General features: G+C 46.2%; 20 protein-coding genes. 5 read left to right on the top strand and 15 right to left on the bottom strand.

The annotated features are described in order from the left end of the window. Nucleotides 1-351: 351 nt before the first annotated feature. Both NDI33_RS06865 and NDI33_RS06860 read right to left on the bottom strand, forming a co-directional pair. Nucleotides 352-708, bottom strand: coding sequence for a hypothetical protein (locus tag NDI33_RS06865; RefSeq protein ID WP_190677846.1), 357 nt, complete (start codon nucleotides 706-708; stop codon nucleotides 352-354). Nucleotides 709-843: 135 nt separating this feature from the next. Then, nucleotides 844-1,431, bottom strand: coding sequence for a Uma2 family endonuclease (locus NDI33_RS06860; RefSeq protein ID WP_190677844.1), 588 nt, complete (start codon nucleotides 1,429-1,431; stop codon nucleotides 844-846). Nucleotides 1,432-1,828: 397 nt separating this feature from the next. Between NDI33_RS06860 and NDI33_RS06855 the strand changes: the two genes are divergently transcribed. Further along, on the top strand, nucleotides 1,829-2,845 hold the full coding sequence (locus NDI33_RS06855) for an SDR family oxidoreductase (protein ID WP_190436927.1): 1,017 nt from the start codon (nucleotides 1,829-1,831) through the stop codon (nucleotides 2,843-2,845). Nucleotides 2,846-3,041: 196 nt separating this feature from the next. Here the strand turns inward: NDI33_RS06855 and NDI33_RS06850 are convergent, their stop codons facing one another. Both NDI33_RS06850 and NDI33_RS06845 read right to left on the bottom strand, forming a co-directional pair. Further along, a complete protein-coding gene (locus tag NDI33_RS06850; RefSeq protein WP_199292335.1) occupies nucleotides 3,042-3,734 on the bottom strand; it encodes an ABC transporter ATP-binding protein in 693 nt (230 codons plus the stop codon). 568 nt (nucleotides 3,735-4,302) lie between these two features. Next, a complete protein-coding gene (locus tag NDI33_RS06845; RefSeq protein WP_190412597.1) occupies nucleotides 4,303-5,556 on the bottom strand; it encodes an FtsX-like permease family protein in 1,254 nt (417 codons plus the stop codon). Nucleotides 5,557-6,042: 486 nt separating this feature from the next. On the opposite strand from NDI33_RS06845, the gene NDI33_RS06840 reads away from it, so the two are divergent. The 3 genes from NDI33_RS06840 to NDI33_RS06830 all read left to right on the top strand — a co-directional run bounded on the left by NDI33_RS06840 (nucleotide 6,043) and on the right by NDI33_RS06830 (nucleotide 7,845). After that, the gene (locus tag NDI33_RS06840) at nucleotides 6,043-6,342 is read left to right on the top strand and encodes a hypothetical protein (protein WP_190412599.1); all 300 of its coding nucleotides are present in this window, start codon (nucleotides 6,043-6,045) and stop codon (nucleotides 6,340-6,342) included. A 136-nt stretch (nucleotides 6,343-6,478) separates the two neighbouring features. Beyond that, on the top strand, nucleotides 6,479-7,411 hold the full coding sequence (locus tag NDI33_RS06835) for an SH3 domain-containing protein (protein WP_190677842.1): 933 nt from the start codon (nucleotides 6,479-6,481) through the stop codon (nucleotides 7,409-7,411). 215 nt (nucleotides 7,412-7,626) lie between these two features. Further along, nucleotides 7,627-7,845: a hypothetical protein gene (locus NDI33_RS06830; protein ID WP_190677840.1), complete on the top strand. Its 219-nt coding sequence runs from the start codon at nucleotides 7,627-7,629 to the stop codon at nucleotides 7,843-7,845. Nucleotides 7,846-7,966: 121 nt separating this feature from the next. Here the strand turns inward: NDI33_RS06830 and NDI33_RS06825 are convergent, their stop codons facing one another. The 3 genes from NDI33_RS06825 to NDI33_RS06815 form a co-directional block, all read right to left on the bottom strand. Then, complete coding sequence (locus tag NDI33_RS06825) at nucleotides 7,967-8,728, bottom strand: MinD/ParA family protein (protein ID WP_190436933.1); 762 nt, start codon at nucleotides 8,726-8,728, stop codon at nucleotides 7,967-7,969. 287 nt (nucleotides 8,729-9,015) lie between these two features. Then, nucleotides 9,016-9,342 (bottom strand): ArsR family transcriptional regulator, encoded by a 327-nt coding sequence (locus tag NDI33_RS06820; protein WP_190534687.1) that lies wholly within the window; start codon nucleotides 9,340-9,342, stop codon nucleotides 9,016-9,018. A 117-nt stretch (nucleotides 9,343-9,459) separates the two neighbouring features. Then, nucleotides 9,460-11,817, bottom strand: a complete 2,358-nt coding sequence (locus tag NDI33_RS06815; RefSeq protein WP_190677838.1) for a CHASE2 domain-containing protein — start codon at nucleotides 11,815-11,817, stop codon at nucleotides 9,460-9,462. A gap of 546 nt (nucleotides 11,818-12,363) precedes the next feature. Between NDI33_RS06815 and NDI33_RS06810 the strand changes: the two genes are divergently transcribed. Then, nucleotides 12,364-13,167 (top strand): DUF928 domain-containing protein, encoded by an 804-nt coding sequence (locus NDI33_RS06810; protein WP_190677836.1) that lies wholly within the window; start codon nucleotides 12,364-12,366, stop codon nucleotides 13,165-13,167. Nucleotides 13,168-13,218: 51 nt separating this feature from the next. Here the strand turns inward: NDI33_RS06810 and NDI33_RS06805 are convergent, their stop codons facing one another. The 8 genes from NDI33_RS06805 to NDI33_RS06770 all read right to left on the bottom strand — a co-directional run bounded on the left by NDI33_RS06805 (nucleotide 13,219) and on the right by NDI33_RS06770 (nucleotide 18,251). Further along, entirely contained in the window at nucleotides 13,219-13,368 is a 150-nt protein-coding gene (locus tag NDI33_RS06805) for a DUF6760 family protein (protein ID WP_339380423.1), read from the bottom strand. Continuing rightward, nucleotides 13,362-13,739, bottom strand: coding sequence for a phage tail assembly protein (locus NDI33_RS06800; protein ID WP_190412606.1), 378 nt, complete (start codon nucleotides 13,737-13,739; stop codon nucleotides 13,362-13,364). Before NDI33_RS06800 ends, NDI33_RS06805 begins: the two co-directional genes overlap by 7 nt. A 9-nt stretch (nucleotides 13,740-13,748) precedes the next feature. Next, a complete protein-coding gene (locus NDI33_RS06795) occupies nucleotides 13,749-14,108 on the bottom strand; it encodes a hypothetical protein (RefSeq protein WP_190412607.1) in 360 nt (119 codons plus the stop codon). Further along, the gene (locus tag NDI33_RS06790; RefSeq protein WP_190412608.1) at nucleotides 14,095-14,601 is read right to left on the bottom strand and encodes a phage tail protein; all 507 of its coding nucleotides are present in this window, start codon (nucleotides 14,599-14,601) and stop codon (nucleotides 14,095-14,097) included. Before NDI33_RS06790 ends, NDI33_RS06795 begins: the two co-directional genes overlap by 14 nt. 122 nt (nucleotides 14,602-14,723) lie before the next feature. Then, the gene (locus NDI33_RS06785) at nucleotides 14,724-15,224 is read right to left on the bottom strand and encodes a phage tail protein (RefSeq protein WP_190412609.1); all 501 of its coding nucleotides are present in this window, start codon (nucleotides 15,222-15,224) and stop codon (nucleotides 14,724-14,726) included. Between the two features lie 107 nt (nucleotides 15,225-15,331). Continuing rightward, complete coding sequence (locus tag NDI33_RS06780) at nucleotides 15,332-15,802, bottom strand: phage tail protein (RefSeq protein ID WP_190412610.1); 471 nt, start codon at nucleotides 15,800-15,802, stop codon at nucleotides 15,332-15,334. A gap of 82 nt (nucleotides 15,803-15,884) precedes the next feature. Further along, nucleotides 15,885-17,603 (bottom strand): phage tail sheath C-terminal domain-containing protein, encoded by a 1,719-nt coding sequence (locus NDI33_RS06775; RefSeq protein WP_190427787.1) that lies wholly within the window; start codon nucleotides 17,601-17,603, stop codon nucleotides 15,885-15,887. A 99-nt stretch (nucleotides 17,604-17,702) separates the two neighbouring features. Next, nucleotides 17,703-18,251: a Pvc16 family protein gene (locus NDI33_RS06770; protein WP_190412612.1), complete on the bottom strand. Its 549-nt coding sequence runs from the start codon at nucleotides 18,249-18,251 to the stop codon at nucleotides 17,703-17,705. Nucleotides 18,252-18,378: the final 127 nt, after the last annotated feature.

Below are 18,378 nucleotides of genomic sequence, written 5' to 3'. Positions count from 1 at the left end.
TAAGGTGTTTTTACGAACTTTTTTAAAAAACTGTTTTTCTGAAAAAAATAAATGGCTAATTGCTTTTCTATACTTAGCAATTAGCCATGAGTCATCATTAAGTAATAAATGGAGCTATAAAAAGTTAAGCAACTACGATTCAGTTGGTTAAGAGCGCCATTCAATCCACAGGTATAAACTAATCCTGGAAGAGTACTTGGAGTTTGGCTAGCAAGCTACAAAATATCTTTGTTGACACAACCTAGGATGACATCTGTGTGAGCGCACATCCATCAGAAGCCAGCATTGCCTAACGTTGTTCCTACAAGCATCAAACTAAAGGCGAGGCAACACTGACGATAGGAAGCTGTCTTAGGGGTGGTTGATAGCGCTAGGAGTGTTAGGGTAGCGTTTGCGGAGGACAACTGTATTGTAGTTGTAGGCGATCGCTAGAATATTTGTGACCAGGCAGGTGCTTCCCAAACATAGCAGGATATAGGTAGGAGGCATTACCACCCCAACCTGGAACCAAGTAAAGACATGCAGCACCATCGTCAGAGCAAATATGGTTGCTACTCCAGCACTCCGCCACACCTGAACTGGAGGGCGACAAAGTGCAGCAAGAATCATTGTCCAGATGGTAGCACCCAAGTTGGTCGGAACCAGAAAGGCGCAAATGGCGATACAGTGGGCGCGTGAGAACTCAGAGAGGGTATTAAAGTCCAACATCCGTTCATTATATCGAATGGCAAAATTTTACAAGACTTTTTGCGATCGCCTGTAAACACTCGCGGCTATTAATAACATTTATTCACATACGACTGCGATAGCTTTTCCACAAAAATGGCACGATCCTGTCTAAAACTACATAATTTGTTTTAAATCTAATACAAATCTAGGAAGAACATCTTCTCCTGATAAAGTTGCCGGATTCTCTAGAATTTCCACATCCTGATCTTGGCGATAGATTTCTACTCGCTGGTTTTTCCGGTTAATTAACCAACCCAATCGAGCACCATTTTCCATATACTCTTTCATTTTCGCCTGTGCGATTTTTACTGAATCACTAGGAGAAAGTAACTCAACTACAAAATCAGGACATAGAGGCGCAAATCCCTGTTGTTCTTCAGAGGTTAAAGCATCCCAGCGATCGCGTCTTACCCAAGACGCATCAGGTGAACGATCTGCACCATTCGGCAGTTTGAAGCCACTCGAAGAGTCGAAGGCAAGCCCTAGATTGCTCTGTCGGCTCCAAGCTTGGAGTTGATACGATAAATCGATATTACGATTTCCAGTTTCGCTACCTGTAGGGGGCATAATGATTAATTCTCCCGATGCTGTGCGCTCAAATCTTAAATCCCGATTGTTCTGACATAACTGGAAAAACTGCTCGTCTGTCAAGTCAATCGTTAATTTGAGGGTAGAAGGTAAAGTAATTGTTGTTGTGTTCATAAAGTTATTAAAGTATTAACTCGCTTATATTTTCTAGTCTATTATCGCTCTGTTATAAAATTTGCTCCCTCCTTCTTGCTTCTGTATTGGCTCTAAATAAATTGTTTTCTTTTTTTCTCATTTTGGAAAATCCACTCGTGGATCGCCTGCACGAATTTGGGGCTGACTTCTGTAAAAGTGGGCTACCCTGCGATCGCAAAATCTAGGCAAAGGGCGCTACTCCCATCCCCATTGTCAACCTTGAGGTCAACCCTGAGACTGATGTAACCCGCCGTGAGTCAATTAATTTAGTTAATAGAACTTAACATTTGACAACTAAGGCAACGTTCCTGGATGCAATTGAGCTGCAAAGGTGAATGGTTTGTCGTCAGCAACTTTAATAAAAGGATGAGCAACAATGCAATTAAAGCCAATCACAGAGCAAGTCGTCGCCGTCGTTGGCGCTTCTAGCGGCATCGGGCGCGAGACAGCTTTGCAGTTTGCCCACCGAGGCGCAAAAGTAGTCGTCTCAGCTCGCAGCGAACCAGGGTTAAAGTCTTTGGTGGATGAGATACAGCAACAAGGCGGTGAAGCAGTCGCAGTCGTTGCTGATGTCACGGATTTCGAGCAAGTAAAAGCGATCGCAGATAAAGCCGTGCAGGTATACGGGCGACTCGATACCTGGGTGCATTGCCCCGCCACGGGCGTTTTTGCCACTTTCGACAATACAACACCGGAAGAGTTTAAGCGGATCATCGATATTAGCCTGATGGGGCAGGTATACGGTGCAATGGCGGCGCTACCCCATCTCAAGCGCGAGGGACGCGGGGCGCTGATCCACATCTCTTCAATGGAAGGCAGGCGTTCATTACCTCTCCAGAGTGCCTACTCCTCAGCAAAGCACGGGGTTGAGGGCTTTCTAGAATCCCTGCGCGTCGAGCTGCAACATGAGGGAATCCCCATCAGTGTGACGAGTGTGAAGCCATCCGTGATCAACACGCCCTTCTACAACAACGGTCGCACAAAATTAGGCGTCAAGCCGACGGGAATACCGCCTTACTATGAGCCGAACCTTGTTGCTGATGCGATCCTCTACGTAGCCGAACACCCCACTCGTGACTTTATTGTGGGGGATGTGGGCAAGCTGTTAGATGTGGTTCAGCGCATCTCACCGGGACTGGTGGATCAAATTTTGGTTCTCATCGGCTTCAATTTTCAGAAAACCAACGAGCCAAAGTCTGAAGATGCGCCAGATAATCTTTACGAGCCGATTCTCAGCCATGACAAAGTAGAAGGAGATTTTGGCAATCTAACGATTCCCTCCTTTACTGACTGGCTGGATAAGAATCCGCCGGTTAAATGGGGCGCTGTAGCAGCTGCGGCGTTGGGAGTTGCCGCAGTCGTCAAAGAGTTTTTCCCAGGAAATAATATTTAAGGCGATCGCATTAGGGACACTACTCGGTTGAAGCGATCGCATCCAACCTCAGCCGCCTTCTCATCTAAAGTTGCGATCGCTCTCATAATTCTTAAAACGAATGGGGAATTGGAAAGAAGGCACGCCTAATGTCATTTCCAATTCCCCATTCCCAAACAGCAACAAACTATCAATGACCCGATTCACAAATTAGATGTTATGCCTTCAACCTTCCATCTTCTAGATGCAACACTCGATCGGCAACATCCATAATTCGACTATCGTGTGTCACCATCAGAACCGTGCAACCGCCTTCCTTGGCGAGCTGACGCAGTAACTCAATCACAGCGTGTCCGGAGTGAGAATCTAAAGCCGCCGTAGGCTCATCTGCCATAATCAACTGAGGATTGCCAGCTAAAGCACGAGCGATCGCTACCCGTTGTTTTTGTCCCCCAGATAAATCGCGGGGTAAATTTTTCGCCTTATCCGCCAATCCCACCTGTTCTAGCAAAATTTGTGCTTGTTGCCGTGCCATTCGTCCCCGAATCCCTTTCAGATTCAGCGCTACTTCTATATTCTCAGCCGCAGTCAGCGCCGGAAACAAGTTAAATCCTTGAAAAATAAAGCCAATATTTTCCAGTCTGAACTTTGCTAACTGGCTCCGAGACATCCTTGTAATCTCTTCCCCCAGCAAGTGTACGCTGCCAGCAGTCGGCGTCAAAATCCCAGCCAAAATTGAGAGTAAGGTCGTTTTACCCGATCCAGATGGCCCCATCAATAGTTGAATATCGCCCTTGAAGATTTCCAGATTGACTCTTTTAAGGGCTTGGAAACGCGATCCTCCCGACTGGAATACCATTTCTACTCCGATGCCGATAATGGCTTTTCTGTGAGCCTGAAGCGAACTCATAGAAGGAATAGCATCTAGATTTCGGACACTGGCAAATTGAGTACGGTTGCTTTGGGAAAGAATCATCAAAATTTCTATTCGTTAGGTCTAAACTACAACGAGTTACTAAATGCAATCTGTCTTAAGTAACCATACTCCGGACAAAATTTCAACGGAAGCATCGAAGGAAAGAATCAGATGCAGACTTTAAGAAGAAACCGAACATTAATGCCTCCTACTCTAGATAAAGGCTGTTCGACTATTGAATAGCAAGCAGGAATCAATCTATTTTATAGAGATTGACATTAGAGACTAAATAGTAGGTGTGACTTTAGGTAGTACGAACCCTGCTCCCCTCACCGTTTCAAGTGAGATTGAATTACACTCACCTACTTAAAGTACGCATACTCTCCAAAATAGGTTTGTATAATGTTTTAATTTCTAATTGTTCTGCCCTGTTGCCAATATAAAGTTCAACTCACTATCAGTTAGGATAAAACAGACATCTACATTTATTATTGATGGTCATTGAGTATATCAGGTTCCTGAAAACCATCGACTATTATCCTAAAGCGGCAAAATTCTGAAATCATGCCTTAAAAACAATAGCCGGATCGACACGAGTCACTCTTTGGATAGCGAAGATAGCTGAACCAACACACATCAGAGTCGTAATCCCAAAGATGGCGATCGCACTTCCAGGCGTGATTAAAATGATGATTCCCTGAGTAGCAAACGTCCAAGCTCCCAACCCCTGGCAAAGAACCATGCTGGGAATATAGCCCAGAACCGCCATCCAGAGCGCCTGCTCGACAATCACACCGTAAATTTTCCAATCAGAAGCTCCCATCGCCTTGAGCGTACCATACTCCTTTAAGTGGTCAGATACAGAAGCGTAGAGGATCTGACCTGCGATCGCCATCCCGATAATAATGCCAACAACGGCACCCAAGCCCAAAATAAACCCAATTCCCGTGCGCTGCTGCCAGAAAACCCGCGTCTGCGATGCCATTTCAGCCTTCGTATAAGCGCGGGTATCTGGTAGTGCTGCTTCTAACTTTTTCTTGAGTTGCTGTAAATCTTGACCGGGCTTTGCCTGCACCAATACATAAGTGATTAAATCAGTAGGAGTTAATTTCTGGGGTGCAGGAGCAGATAGATTATTCGCAGCGGGTGGGTTATTAAAACTCGCCGACGCACTGGTACACTTTATGTCACCCGATTGGAGCTTGCAGTTTAAACTCGTCGTTACGCGGGAATTTGCGTAAGCGTTGGCAGTCTCCAACGAGGTGAACAAAAAAGTATTCGATGTAATTGATTGAGTGTCTTGCGTCAGAGCAACTAACTGTGCCTTAAATGAGCCAACTTCAGCAACATCGCCAATTTGTTTGATGTTCAAAGGACGCAAATTAGATTTATCCAGCATCACCGTGTAAGGCTGCTTTAAGGCACTCAAACTTCCTTGAATAACTTTCCCTGGACTAAATAATTCTCCGGCTGGATTGAATCCGATGATTCTCATCGGTGAAATCTTGTTCCGAGAATCTCGCCACAAAGATGCTTGGACAATCAGCGGTTCAGCTTGTTCTACGCCTTCTACCCGTCGAGCCTCAACAACTCGCTGCGCGGGTATGGGTAGTGTCAGCTCCATGTGAATCATATCCGCTGAGGATACCCAGATATCAGCATTGGAATTGTCGATTAGCAAAGTCGTAGCGCGAGTAAATCCATTGAAAATACCCGTTTGAATAGTGACTAAGCTAACTGCAAACATAATCCCCGCCTGAGCTGCCAGGAAGCGGGGAATATCCTCAAATAGGTTTTTGCGGGCGATTGATGCCATGAAAGGAGTTGTTTACTAGCGTGTTTATTATAAAACCGGAAAATTGAAAGACAATTTCCGCAAAACGAGCGAAATAAACTGAAAATTGCGTTACAGTACCCCAAACCCGATTTCTTAGAACAATCAGATTTGCTAATCCTATTCATTGTGCTTACCGATATATCCGCACTAAGATGGATTTTTTAAATTTATTTTACTGTGAAAGGATTAAGCTTGGTTCTGGCTGCGATTTCCCTATAATTACCGACGTGCTGAGAGGAGTTCAATGCGATCGCGTCTTTTCCGTGTCAGAGGAAATCTCGCCTATCCAGCGTTAAGCCAAGCCTCTGGCTATCAAACAATGCCGCTGCCCTCTCTACCTTTGCCTTTACCAATTTAATACCCGCGAAAGAGTAAAGAGCGATACTAACTAAGCTACCTTCATAAATAGAAACATGGTAATAAGACAGACTACGCTCAACTTAAAATAACATAGGAGAAAAATTCATGAGCGACGAACAAAATCCAGTATTGCCAGAAGATCCTAGCGAAGCAGAACCGGGAAGAGGGGCACCAGGAAACAACCACATTGGAGTTCAATTATCGCAATCAGTATTGGGCGTGAATGCAGCAGATGCGGTGATTCCATCTAATGTGGATAAAGAGCTGAATAAACACCAAGTTGAGGCAGCTAGAGAACAAGAAGAAGGAACTGGTTTAGATACGACCGAGGGTTACATCCTGGATGAAGCGGGGCAGCTAAACAATTTTGCGATTGAGCCTCCAATGTATGTAGAAGAGAAATAATATACGACCTTTGCTGGGAGCGCCAATCATCAGCCTCCCGGCATATTCATGTATTTAAAAACAAAAATTTAATAACTTTGCCTGAAATCCTAGAGTCTCAACTGTAGGTAACAAAAAGACGTTATCGGCATTAGTTATGAAAAAAATATACTTTTTGATTATGGGGGTAGTTGCGATTTCGGCAATTACTGGTGCCACTCTAGCAACAGCCGGTCGCCAAACTGGGGAACAGAACCAACAAAGCATAGAAACAAATATACCGCAATCAACTTCGATCCCAGAACCAACTGCGATCGCTTCCACCGTTAAAACCAACAACGATGCAGTTGAAGCCACAACGCCACAGATAAAGACTCAAACGGATGTGGCAATACAGCCAAAGCTGGATAACTTTCCCCATCAACGCATCGTTCTGGTAGATGAAGTAAACCCAGAAAGTGACTTCGCTCAATTTCGGCAACAGTTGCGGGAAGCAGTGCGATCGCGCGATGCTGAGTTTCTGCAATCCATTTTGCCCCCCAACCAAATTGGCATTGGTCACGGCATCAGCACCCTCCCCGATTTGAAGCTAGAAAATCACAATGCCCCAATCTGGGGATGGCTAGAAAAAGCCCTAGCTGCCGGTTGTTTTCAAACCACTAACCAGGGGCAACCGGACGTTGACCCCCAATCTCCAGGTTGGATTTGTAACACCGTACCGCGCGATTTTGCTCAACAGTATCCCGCACCGAATTCTGCCGATGGCGTTTCCTACGAATTAAGCCGCGTCATCGTTGTAGGTGAAAATGTGAACGTGCGATCGCAACCCAGCCTAGAGAGTCCAGTAGTCGGCTTACTCTCAAACGAAGTCGTCAAAGTCAATCGTCAAATCGAAGAACAACGGGCCAGAGAACGGGCGCAACGAGGCGAAGATTACAGTTCCATCAACGGGTGGACTGCGGTAATTTTGCCAAATGGAAAACCGGGCTACATGTCCAATCGCTTTGCTTATTCTCCCCTTGAATATCAAGCCGTCTTTGGCACAGTGAAGGGGCAATGGCGTCTGCTTTATATGCCCGGTGGAGAGTAAATCAAAGTAAAAGTATCGCTATTTCGGGGAAAATTAGACAGGCGATCGGGAATTAAAAGCAAGTTTCCTACAGACTAAAGCTTGAAGCCTGGTAAATGAAGTTCGCAAAGGTGACTTCACGAAAACTATCTCTGTATTTTCGAGCTAGCAAAGCAAAGATTCTGTTACCTTGTCAAAATTCTCCAGCCTGATGAATACCTTTGAGAGTAACGTCCATGCCAGTAGATTTAATCATTCTAATTGCCGCACTCATTGTATCCTGGTTAGTCTTCACCTTACTCATTAAGGTAGTGAAAGCCAGCATCGGCACAGCCATTTTAATTGCGGCAGTTGTTCTCGTTTTACAACTCTTCTTTGGCATTGACCCCCAACACCTTTGGCAGCAGATAACCCAACTTCCCCAAACTATTTTGCGAATGGTTACGGGCAATTAATTAAATTAGCAAAAGTCCATAGTGTAGGGGAGTTTATCAATATGCTTAGCTAATCACCAATATTTTGTCAAACCCGTCCCTACAAATCAGTTGTTTTTTCGGTTGCACTAACAATTACCTATTAAGCCATAATCATCTTGGCAACCTTTTCCATCACCTTACTCAAGGGATGATCTGGAAACCGCAGGCAAAAGAGATCGCTGCTTGCCATTTGAATCATCTCTTCTGAAAGCGGCAAAATTCCGGCCACCGGAGCATTGTAGGTTTTTTCTACCTGTTGCTTCAAGGCATCAAAATCCAAAACGGGTAGTGCCTTATTTACTAGCAGTAACATCTTAGGCACCTGTAATTTCCGAGCTACTTCCACCGTTACAGCAGTCCCCTGAAAGTCCTGGCGGTCTGGACGCAAAATTAGCACCAAGATATCAGAGATAGTAATAGAAAGTAGAGTTTCTTCGTTAAGACCTGGGTGGGTGTCAATAAATAAATAATCCAGATTCAAGGTTTCCATTATCTCTTGGAAACCGTCATTGAGGAGACCAAAATCAAATCCCTCGCGCAGAACTTTAGTAATATCCCCTGCTTTGATACTAGAAGGAATCAGATGAATGCTGCCGCCTTTAACGCCAGTTTTTCTTAAAACTGAGGTGACATCATAAGCAGCTTCTTCAATTAAACAGCGACCCCACAGGTAGTCATTGAGAGAGTGTACCATCTTCTGCTCATCGAAACCGAAAAGCACGTGAATTCCTGGCGATTGAATATCGGTATCAACGATACCAACGCGATACCCAAAGCGAGCCACTAAAGCTGCCAGATTCGCCGTCGAATTTGATTTGCCGGTGCCACCCCGGAATGAGTGGATGGACACAATTTTTGACATGGTTTACCTCAATATGTGAGAGGATTCTTCATCCTTAACAGAAAACAATCGAGAAAGCCCACTCAAGGGCGCGGGGAATGAACCGTGCGGCTTATACGCTATACCATTTTGTCTTTTGGTTGCAACATATAGATTCTCAGATGCCCTTTTTTCAAGCGTTAAGGAGGGGCTAGAAGAAGGGTTAATCTAGCGCCTCACAACCCAAATAGGATTACAACCTTATCAAGGTAATAAAAACTTGCGTTTAGGCTAATTCCCACAGCTTGATAGGCGCTTATTTCGTTTACTCACTCCAGGTTCTGCCAGATATTTGTAGATAGCTTGCTTCGCTGTTTAGAGGCAAGGCGAGGTCGGTAGCGGAGTGTTTCTCCCTCTTCTAGTTCTTGCACGACGCCTTGAGCGACTAGAGCTTCTAACTGGGTGCGGACAACTTCCTCACTTTCGCCAGTGTGAGCTGCCACTTCCGGCAAGGTCACGTTTTTCTGACGCATCATCCAGTTGACGAGTTTTTGCAGGTCATCGGGCAAATTCATCATATCAAGCATATTCAGACCAATATCAGTTTGGTGTCCGCTGGAATCGGTGGGTGATTGATCGATTCGATCCTGATTCATCTTTTCCTTCCTTGTTCTTCAGCTAATGATGTGAATCGCGAGCCTACGCATCCGGCGTAGCATACTCAGTTCGATGTATCGGTAGATGTCCTCTAATAGCGCTTTATCTCGCCGCCATCAGGTAGATTCAGTCTCTGTATTCCTCACGGTTTTTGCCCGTTGCTGCAACTGCTGGAAGTAATCGAGTTCTTCGCTTTCAGCTTCCTGGCTAGTCTCTAGAACTTCTATTGTTGAGGAATTTGACTCGGTAGTGGTTTCTGCGTGCCCGTCGCTGCTCGAATTTCTCAAGTTTGCTCGTTGCTGCAACTGCTGGAAGTAATCGAGTTCTTCGCTTTCAGTTTCTTGGCTTGCTGGTGTGACATCTGCTATTGAGGTATTTAACTCAGTAGCAGCTTGGGTTTGCCTATCTTCCTCCCAATTTCTCAAGGTTGCTCGTTGCTGCAACTGCTGGAAGTAGTCGAGTTCTTCGGTTTCTTCAACTTCTTGGCTTGGCTGGAGGACTTTTGGGGTGGAGGTATTGGAGTCAATTGCGGCTTCTCCCTGTCCGTCCTGCTGATTGCTTAATTCTTCGACAGGAGAAGTAATTTGGCTTGCCAATGCAACTTCTGGTATTTCAACGTTTGATTCCGCAACAGCTTCTGCTTGCCCATCATGATGCCGATTTCTTAACTTTTTACCCTTTTTCTGTAACTGCTGTAAGTAGTTGATTTCTTCTGTTGTTTCAGTGGCTTGGCTTGCCTGTGTAGCTTCTGGTATTTCAACAGTTGGCTCAGTGGTAGCTTCTGCTTCCCCATCATTGGATCGATTTCTTAACTCTTGCCCCTTTTGCTGCAACTGCTGTAAATAGTCGATTTCTGTGGTTGTTTCAGCGGCTTCTGGGATTTCAACGGTTGACTCAGTGGTAGCTTCTGCTTCCCCATCATTGGATCGATTCCTGAAACTTTTTCCCTTTTGCTGCAACTGTTGTAAGTAGTCGGTTTCTGCCGTTGTTTCAGCCGCTTCTGCCCTCTCGACTTTTAATTTAGAAGTTGTTTTTTCAGAAGAATTGCTTTCTCGACTCCTGAGATTTTTCGCCTTTTCTTGCAACTCTTGGAAGTAGTCACTTTCTGTAATTTCCGCTACTTGGCGTTCTTTCTTTTCCTGGTCAATCTCAATATCGATTTTTAAAAACCCTTTGACGCCTTGATAGATGGCTTTGGCGTATCCTCTATCTATCAAAACGACGCCGACTGCCGTTGTCACCAGTGCCAATGCTGGGGGCACGAGGGGTATCCATCCTGCTTTGAGAAACAAAACATAACAAGTTCCAAACAAGAGGGCGATCGCTCCCCCTCCCGCAATCACCAAGAGCAAGGGACGCCGAATCCGCCATGCCACTAAGCCTCCCACCAACGACCAGGCCCAAATCCATCCAATTTCGCCCCACTCACTCCAGTACCAAAATAGCGGTCGTTTATCCAGAACTGCACTGAGGATCTGACTCACAACCTGAGCATGAATGACCACTCCGGGCATTTTCTGAGTGCCTTCTTGAGCAGCACTATAGGGCGTGTTGAAGTCGTCATTCACGCTAACTGCGGTGTAGCCAACCAAAACAACCCGATCTTTGACTAAAGCTGGATCTATCTTGCCTTTGAGTACATCTGTAAGCGTTATCTTTTGGGCAGGCAGATTTGCCGAACGGTAGTTAATCAACATCTGCAACCCTTCCGTGTCGGCTTTCCGGTATCCGCCAGCATTCGGATCGGGGCTTTTGAAGAGAGTGGAACCGATCTTCAGATTCCCGTCATCTGAAGGTTCTGCTTCGATTCCCTCAGCTTGCAGGTACATGAGTGCTAGGGTCAAATCCAAGGAGGTGAGTTGCTCTTCGGGATCGCTACAAAGATGGGGGTTCTCTAAGGGAGCGTTCGGGACTGGAGGATTTGCCACTAAGAGACTGCGGCGAACCCATCCATCAGGTTCTTTGACAAAATCAGCAAATCCCACTTGGTCTGGTGAGATTCCAGGCGGTGGCGGAAATCCTGCCTGTTTACCATCACTGAGTTGGCAGATCGTAATAATGCGATCGCTTCCTTTGAGGATCTTCAATAAATTGGCATTCCCCTCTTTGACCGGAACATCCCGAATAATATCTATACCGATGGCTCTCGGTTCATACTGCTCTAGTTTCTCTAACGCTTTGGCAATTGTGGCATCCGAGATAGGCCACCCTTTCTCAGTTTGGATATCTCCCTCAGTAATCTCCACCAGCAACAGGCGATTATCTGGACCTTCATCACGACGCATCCGAGTCAGCTGGTCAAAAGCACCCAGCTCTTGTCCTTGGAGTATCCCTAGTTGCCTAGCTCCCACGACCAAGCTTGTCGCCACCACACTGGTGAGAACAACTTGTCCACCAAAATTTAAAGCTGCTGTGCGTAGGTTGTTTGTGTTTGATAGCAGGGAGCGAATCTTTGAACTGAGCTGAGAAACCATATAATTGCCGCCTCCTCTCTAGGGGCTAGAGTTTTAATCTTCGCTCAATGTGTAGCTTAAACAGAGAAAATTAAGATTAAGAATTTGTATGTATCCTTGTGTCCTTGAAAATTGTTTAAGCCGCAAATTGAGCCGTCAAGAACCAAAAAATTAATTGACTACAAAACTTTATGAAGCTTTTGAGAAGAAATCGGACAAATAGATAATTTTTTTGATTGAGGAAAGAAAAAGTGCCAACTTGAGAGATAATTTTATAGTAGTTATAACATCAAATTTTGTACTAAGCAAAAACCAGCGATTTTAAGTACCCACCAAGGCAAGAAACATGACAAAATTAATCGCTAATTTCTAGAGATATGCCAGGAAAAGTGGGAAACTTTGTTGAAGATTAAAGAGTCTTTGTCTAAAACCACTACGGTCGCGATCGAGTTTATTTACAAAGCACGATGCCTCATGGAGGCGATCCCTTTGGAAAGTGTTTCGATCCCTTTGTATGCACTCCGCTTGCTGCTCGCTAGGTAAACCCACTGCAACAACTTAAAGATTATGGTGAACAAGTCTTCTGTGTATTTCACAACACTCTCCTTAGCCTTGTTTGTGGGGCTTAGTGCGATCGCTACCAGCTTTCCAGCCACCGCCACCACAAAAAGCAAACCGATTCAACAACCCAGCCTGAACCGTAGGGAAATGCGTGTGGCAGGGCGCTTAAGATTTAGGCTGCCAAGGGTTGGGGCACCCAAAACTAGAGAACCGGGAGCATCGCGTGGTAGCAGCAGCTGCGCCGCCCAAGGAAAGTCGCTCATGGCATTGTTGCCCAGCACAAATGTAGGTTTGACTGTAGCAGCTCGCCCGACATTATTTGTTGCTGTTCCTAAAACTTCCGCCCAGGACGCAGAGTTTATTCTGTATGACGGCGAAACAAGTCAGCAGGTAATATACGAAACAACATTGCCGATTCCTAGCACAGGAGGTGTTGTGAGTGTTAGCCTTCCTCAAAAGGATGCACCCTCGTTAGTTGCTGGCAAAAAATACCGTTGGTCGTTATCAATGATTTGCGATGCTGAAGATCGGGGAGCAGATATTTCTGTAGAAGGGTGGATTCAACGAGTCCAACCAAATGTTGCCCTGAGGAATGATCTAAAGAAAGCAGCACCGCGCGATCGCCCAGCAATCTATGCAGAAGCTGGGATGTGGCTTGACACCCTCTCATCTCTAGCTGACTTACGTAACGCCAATCCTAGCGATTTCACCTTAGAGACCGATTGGAAAGACTTGTTAAAGTTAGTTAATCTCGGCACAGTGGCGGAAGAACCCTTAGTGGTAGATATCACTCAGAAGCAAACCCGATAAAGGAAAGCATTGCAGTGAATTAGGGGTAAGGGTCAAGCCCTTACTCCTACTTTATTCTGGCTGCACCAGCTGACTAATTTCTGTCACCCAATCCCGGCGATCGCGATGTTCCAGATTAAGGATATCCTCTAAAGACCAGTGAAAGTGAAAAGCTATCAAGGCTACCTCTTGGCGTAGTACGTCCGAAGGGTAGCCTAGAATTCCCCCGATAGAGAAAGCTCCACCTGAAATTGACGATTGCACTGGGGACACTGAACCGGAATGTAAGCTTCCCCCTCCTGGTTAATGCGATTGTAAAACTCCCGCAAATATGCCAGATCTCGCGAGAAAAGACCCTCCAACAGCGTAGGCGTTACCTCGGTTACAGTACCGATACAGGTAATCACCCGCGAGAGCATTACCAAGACTCCATAAGCTGGATTATCCTGAACGCCCCGGTCTTTTTGGACGCACATTTCATCTTTTGCCGTTGCCAGACGCATCACCCCCTGGCGATGAACGCCCCCTTGAGCATCGATCAATCCTCTAGGGAGGACAAATTCAAATTCTGTTTGGATGCGATCGCTGTCCATCTCGTCGGGTTACTCGGAATCAGAAGCCAGTGCAGGATTTGCAGAGGGGTTCGTGGCTTCTTTCAATCCTGCATTTTCCTGTTCTAGGTCATTAATTTGACGATAAAATTTCTGGAGATAATTCAGGTCACAAGCAAAAAAGCCTTCAACAACTGAAGGCGTGACCTCCTCCAACGCTCCCAAGCGGACAATCACGCGGGACAAAATAATCACTGTAGCGTAGGCAGGATTTGATTTAACACGCGGATCTCGCAAAGGGACAATCTCATCCATCGCCCTTGACAAACGCATCACACCTTTGCGGTGCAGATTGCCATCCGCATCGAGATATCCCTTAGGTAAAGTAAATTCAAACTCAGTTTGAATCATTCCTTGCTACTTGAATCCGTTTTAACTGTTCAACTGTCATTTCTATTTCTTCAATCTCCAGCTCACCCCCAGCCGCATTCACATCAGAAATTTTATAGCTAGTAGGCCACGCCCGTTGAAACTCAAATCTAAACTGTTCTTCCGCCGCTTGATTATAAATCACCAAAGAACCATCTCGTCGTTGTTCAGCCCAATCTCCATCCTGGACAGCTTGAATCCAGTTCCATAACGTCATCGAACAAGTCAGACCCCGGCGCAGAGTAATATTGCTGTAACTAACCTTACCCGGAATTTTTGTACTGACAATTCGACCCTTAGATTCCCCATCTTTTCCCCACTTTTGAGGTGTCACCTCAGAGATTTCTATCACCTGTTGGGTAGACTTAAAACCACTACAATCCATAAAGTAGCCGTCTACTGCATCATTGCTGCCATTTAGTTTTAGTTCTAGAAAAAATCGGCAAGTGGTGAGAATTTCAGGGAAGTCTGTCACAGTTGATACCGCCTTACAACCAATGAGCTTTCGAGCTGATAAATCAATGACTGGTGAATAAGACTGTGTAACATCTCACCTCACCAGCGCAGTTTTACAGGGAGTTGGCTTTAAAATTCTTTCTACGCCGATACAGTAAACTTCATCCGCTCGTAGTTAAGCTTAAGCGTCCAAGTTTCCAGTTCGCTACTTCCTGCGTCCCGCTTAGGAACATCAAAACTATTGGGAAGCACGCCTACAAAGCTGTACGTTAACCCCACCTTCCCCTCTGAACCGGAGTAATAGACATTAATTGTCATTTCTTTGCGTAAAGTTCGCGCTTTTGCAGCTTCCCCAAGGTTAGCTTTCGAGGCACAATCCTTGTACCACTCCCACAGCTTATCGTCATTTCCGCCTTGATGCGCTCCTGGCACCAAAACGAGCGTTATCTCGCCATACTTCGGTTGACTTGGAACACTGAGAACCAGCGATTTTCCCTTCGGGCCAGAACCGATGGCATTATCAGCACCCTTTGGGGACATATCTACTGACATCCCACTGACTTCTTTGATAATGATGTCTTTGATATCACCAATTGCTACATCGTAGTTATCACTAGATAGTAACTCAACAGCATCAGCCATAAATAACCTTCCAATCAATTACAAAGTGCAAAGGAATGATTTTTGCGATCGCTTCTTAAAGCGAACAAAATTAAGAATATTGTCTCAAACACCCAGACTTAGATAGATCAAGCTGGATCGAATTGGTCAACCTGTAGCGTAAAGGTTTCTTCAAGCAACCCGCCATCTGCACTGAGTTTCCCGATTTGATATTTACAAATCCAAACTCCGCTCATCTTCCAAGAGTCCACCATTTCTCCGGCTGAGTTATAAGATTTAATTACGCCTTCTGCCATCCTGGCACTCGTTGGAAAACCGCCACCATCCTCTGCTTTTGGCATACACTGTAGCAACCACTTTCGCATCAGTGAGCTAGTGCTTTTTGCATCTCCACTCGCTAGGGTTACTAAAGTAATTTGAACCGCGGCTTCCCTTTTCTTAGTAAGAGTCTGCCGTACAGCTCCCTTGGCACCAGACATTAGGGCATCACCGTGTTGAACGTCAGTCTTATATGCTGGTAAGTCAACACTTTTAAACTGTAAACCGTCACCTACGCCCTTAATTTCTAATTCAAAATTCTCAACGGTAATAATCGCCATTATTCAAAACCTCCTTACAAATTTTTCAATATCAGCTCAGATATCAGCTCTTGATCAAGAGCTGATATCTGAGAGTTTTAACCTACTGGTTAGGAGACCACTGACTGATGCGGAAGATCACAAATTCCGCTGGTCGGACTGGGCAAACTCCAATTTCGACATACAAACGACCCAGCATTACCGTTTCATGGGTGTTGATACTGGCATCGCACTTCACGTAGAAGGATTCACCAGGCGAACCACCGAATAACGCCCCTGCACGCCACAGTCGTTCGAGGAAATTGCTGACCGTGCGAGTAACTCGCGCCCACAAATCTTGATCGTTAGGCTCGAACACAACCCACTGGGTACCGATTTCAATCGAGCGCTCAATGTAGCTAATCAGGCGGCGGACGCTGATATAGCGCCACTGGACATTAGCCGGTTCTACCAGAGTCCGTGCGCCCCAAACTTGGAAACCTCGGTTGTAGTTAGCAAAGTTGCGGATACAGTTAATCCCCACCGGGTTCAACAGTTCCTGTTCGCGGAAGTTAGTTTCGTAGGCTAGACCCAAGACACCGCGAGGAACTTCGTTGGCGGGTGCTTTAAAAACGCCACGGGTCTCATCGGTGCGGCACCAAATCCCCATCATGTGACCGCAGGGGGGAACCAAAATCGGTCGTCCGGCATTGCGTGGGTTCGCTACTTTAATCCAGGGATAGTACAACGCCCCAAACATGGAACGACGATTGAAGTTACTTAACCACTGAGCTACGTGCTGAGGCTTTTGTTGCTCAGGGGGTACAGGCTCGCCGCCTCCCTTGCAAGGTGGTGGGTCGAGAACCACCATGCGATAGTTGGGGCTGGGTGCGTTGTTTTCGCACATGCTAACCATCATTTCCATGATGCCGTGAACCTGATCCAAATCCAGCAGGCCACGTTGGTATGCCAGCATTAGGTCGGGGCAAGCAATCATCGAAACTTCGTCAATTTCAAAAATCCCTTGGACGCCCGTGCGGTCATCGCGCACCCCATTTACATCCCGTGGAAAGCGTTCTGGGCTAGAAATGACGGGTGGAGGGCTGACTTCATAGGTGCCGTTGACAGGTCGTCGAGACAGGGGTTGTCCGCTGGTGGACATATCGGTGACGGACAAAAATTGAGATGCCTCGTGGTCGCCAATCCCCTCATTAATCGCAGTGATGACATAGGTACCCACTTGCGCCTCGACGTCCGGGTTCATGGTCAGGTGGCTGTACTCTTCGAGTTTCTCTCCACCGCGACTAACGATGACTTTAAAGTATTCACCCGTGTTGAGTGGGGGTTCTGCCTCTGGATCTTCAGGAGCTTTGGGTTCATCGGGAAGGATCGAAACATTGACTCGTCCACCGGGTAAGGCAAGAGCTGAGCTACCATCCTCTTCGCCTTCGGATGCCTTAATCGCAAACATCAAAGAGGGACGATTTCCAGAGGTTCTGAGCTTTGTGGCTGTTTCCTCCGGTGCTGGTGGTTCCGAACCGGGGAGTTTGGTACCAATGCTAGTCACCCAACAGCGTCCACCGCCGTTCATAAACCAGCCATTGACGGCAAAAGGGAGGTAGGCGTTGAAGTCTGTGTAACCATCGGAGCCTTGTTTGGCAAAATACTCTAGGTATTGGCTCCAGTTGGTAATCATCATGGGTTTGAACAGTTCGGCATCACCGCGTACATCCTCGGTAAAGCCAACAAACCCAGCAACACTCATGCTTACGCCTTCAATCGGGCGACTACCACGGTCTACTTCTTCGACGTAGACACCAGGAGCAAAATAATCCATTGGCATAGCGTAGTCTTCCTTGATTAGTGGTGGGTAATCGGTAATTGGTAATCGGTAATTGGTAGGGGCGACCTGCTAGATCGCCCCTAGAGTAGTAGGTAATTGTTACGACCTACTACCTACTACCCCATTCCCTACTACTTCTATAGGTGTGATTGGTTCTCCTTGTCCTAGCTGGTTAAAGGGAACTGTCACGGTTACATATAAAGCTGGACGTAATGGAACCCCCAGCGCACGCCATAGAGCGACGGCATCAATAAGCCCAACGGCAGAAATGGTCATTGACAAGTTGCCATAACCCCGTAGTGAAGGCGCTAGCAGCTCTTCTGGTAGCCAGCGGTAACGTAACAACAGCATCAAGGCTTCTGACAGCAGACGCTGTTCTCCCAGGACGGTACGATCCCAGGCACTGACTAGGAAGGAAATGTCAAACCATAATGGGGAATACTTCCCAAAAGTGGGTGGATGCGGTTTTTCCTGGTTAATCCTGTGGTCTACCTGACTGTTTTCCCCGATGTTGTAGCAGAACAGGTTCAGTGCTGGTCTTACATCCTGCCGCATACTAGGGTGGTTGAAATCAATTTGCTCTGTACTGAGCAGGGAAGTCCCTTCAGCCAGGATTTCTGCCAAAGTCTGGGCAGCAGCAGGGATCATAAGACTGGGTGTTTAGGCTGTATAGGTCTAGATTAGGAAGACAACCCCAGAGTGTTTATTAGACTTTGGTCGAAACTTTAAAAAATGTGTGTAAATACGGATGAAGACTGAAATCCCCGACTAAGCT

Source organism: Trichocoleus sp. DQ-A1, assembly GCF_039961955.1.
Taxonomy (GTDB): Bacteria; Cyanobacteriota; Cyanobacteriia; order Cyanobacteriales; family FACHB-T130; genus FACHB-T130.
Note: the sequence above shows the minus strand (reverse complement) of the source record. Positions and strands in the feature narration are given on the sequence as shown.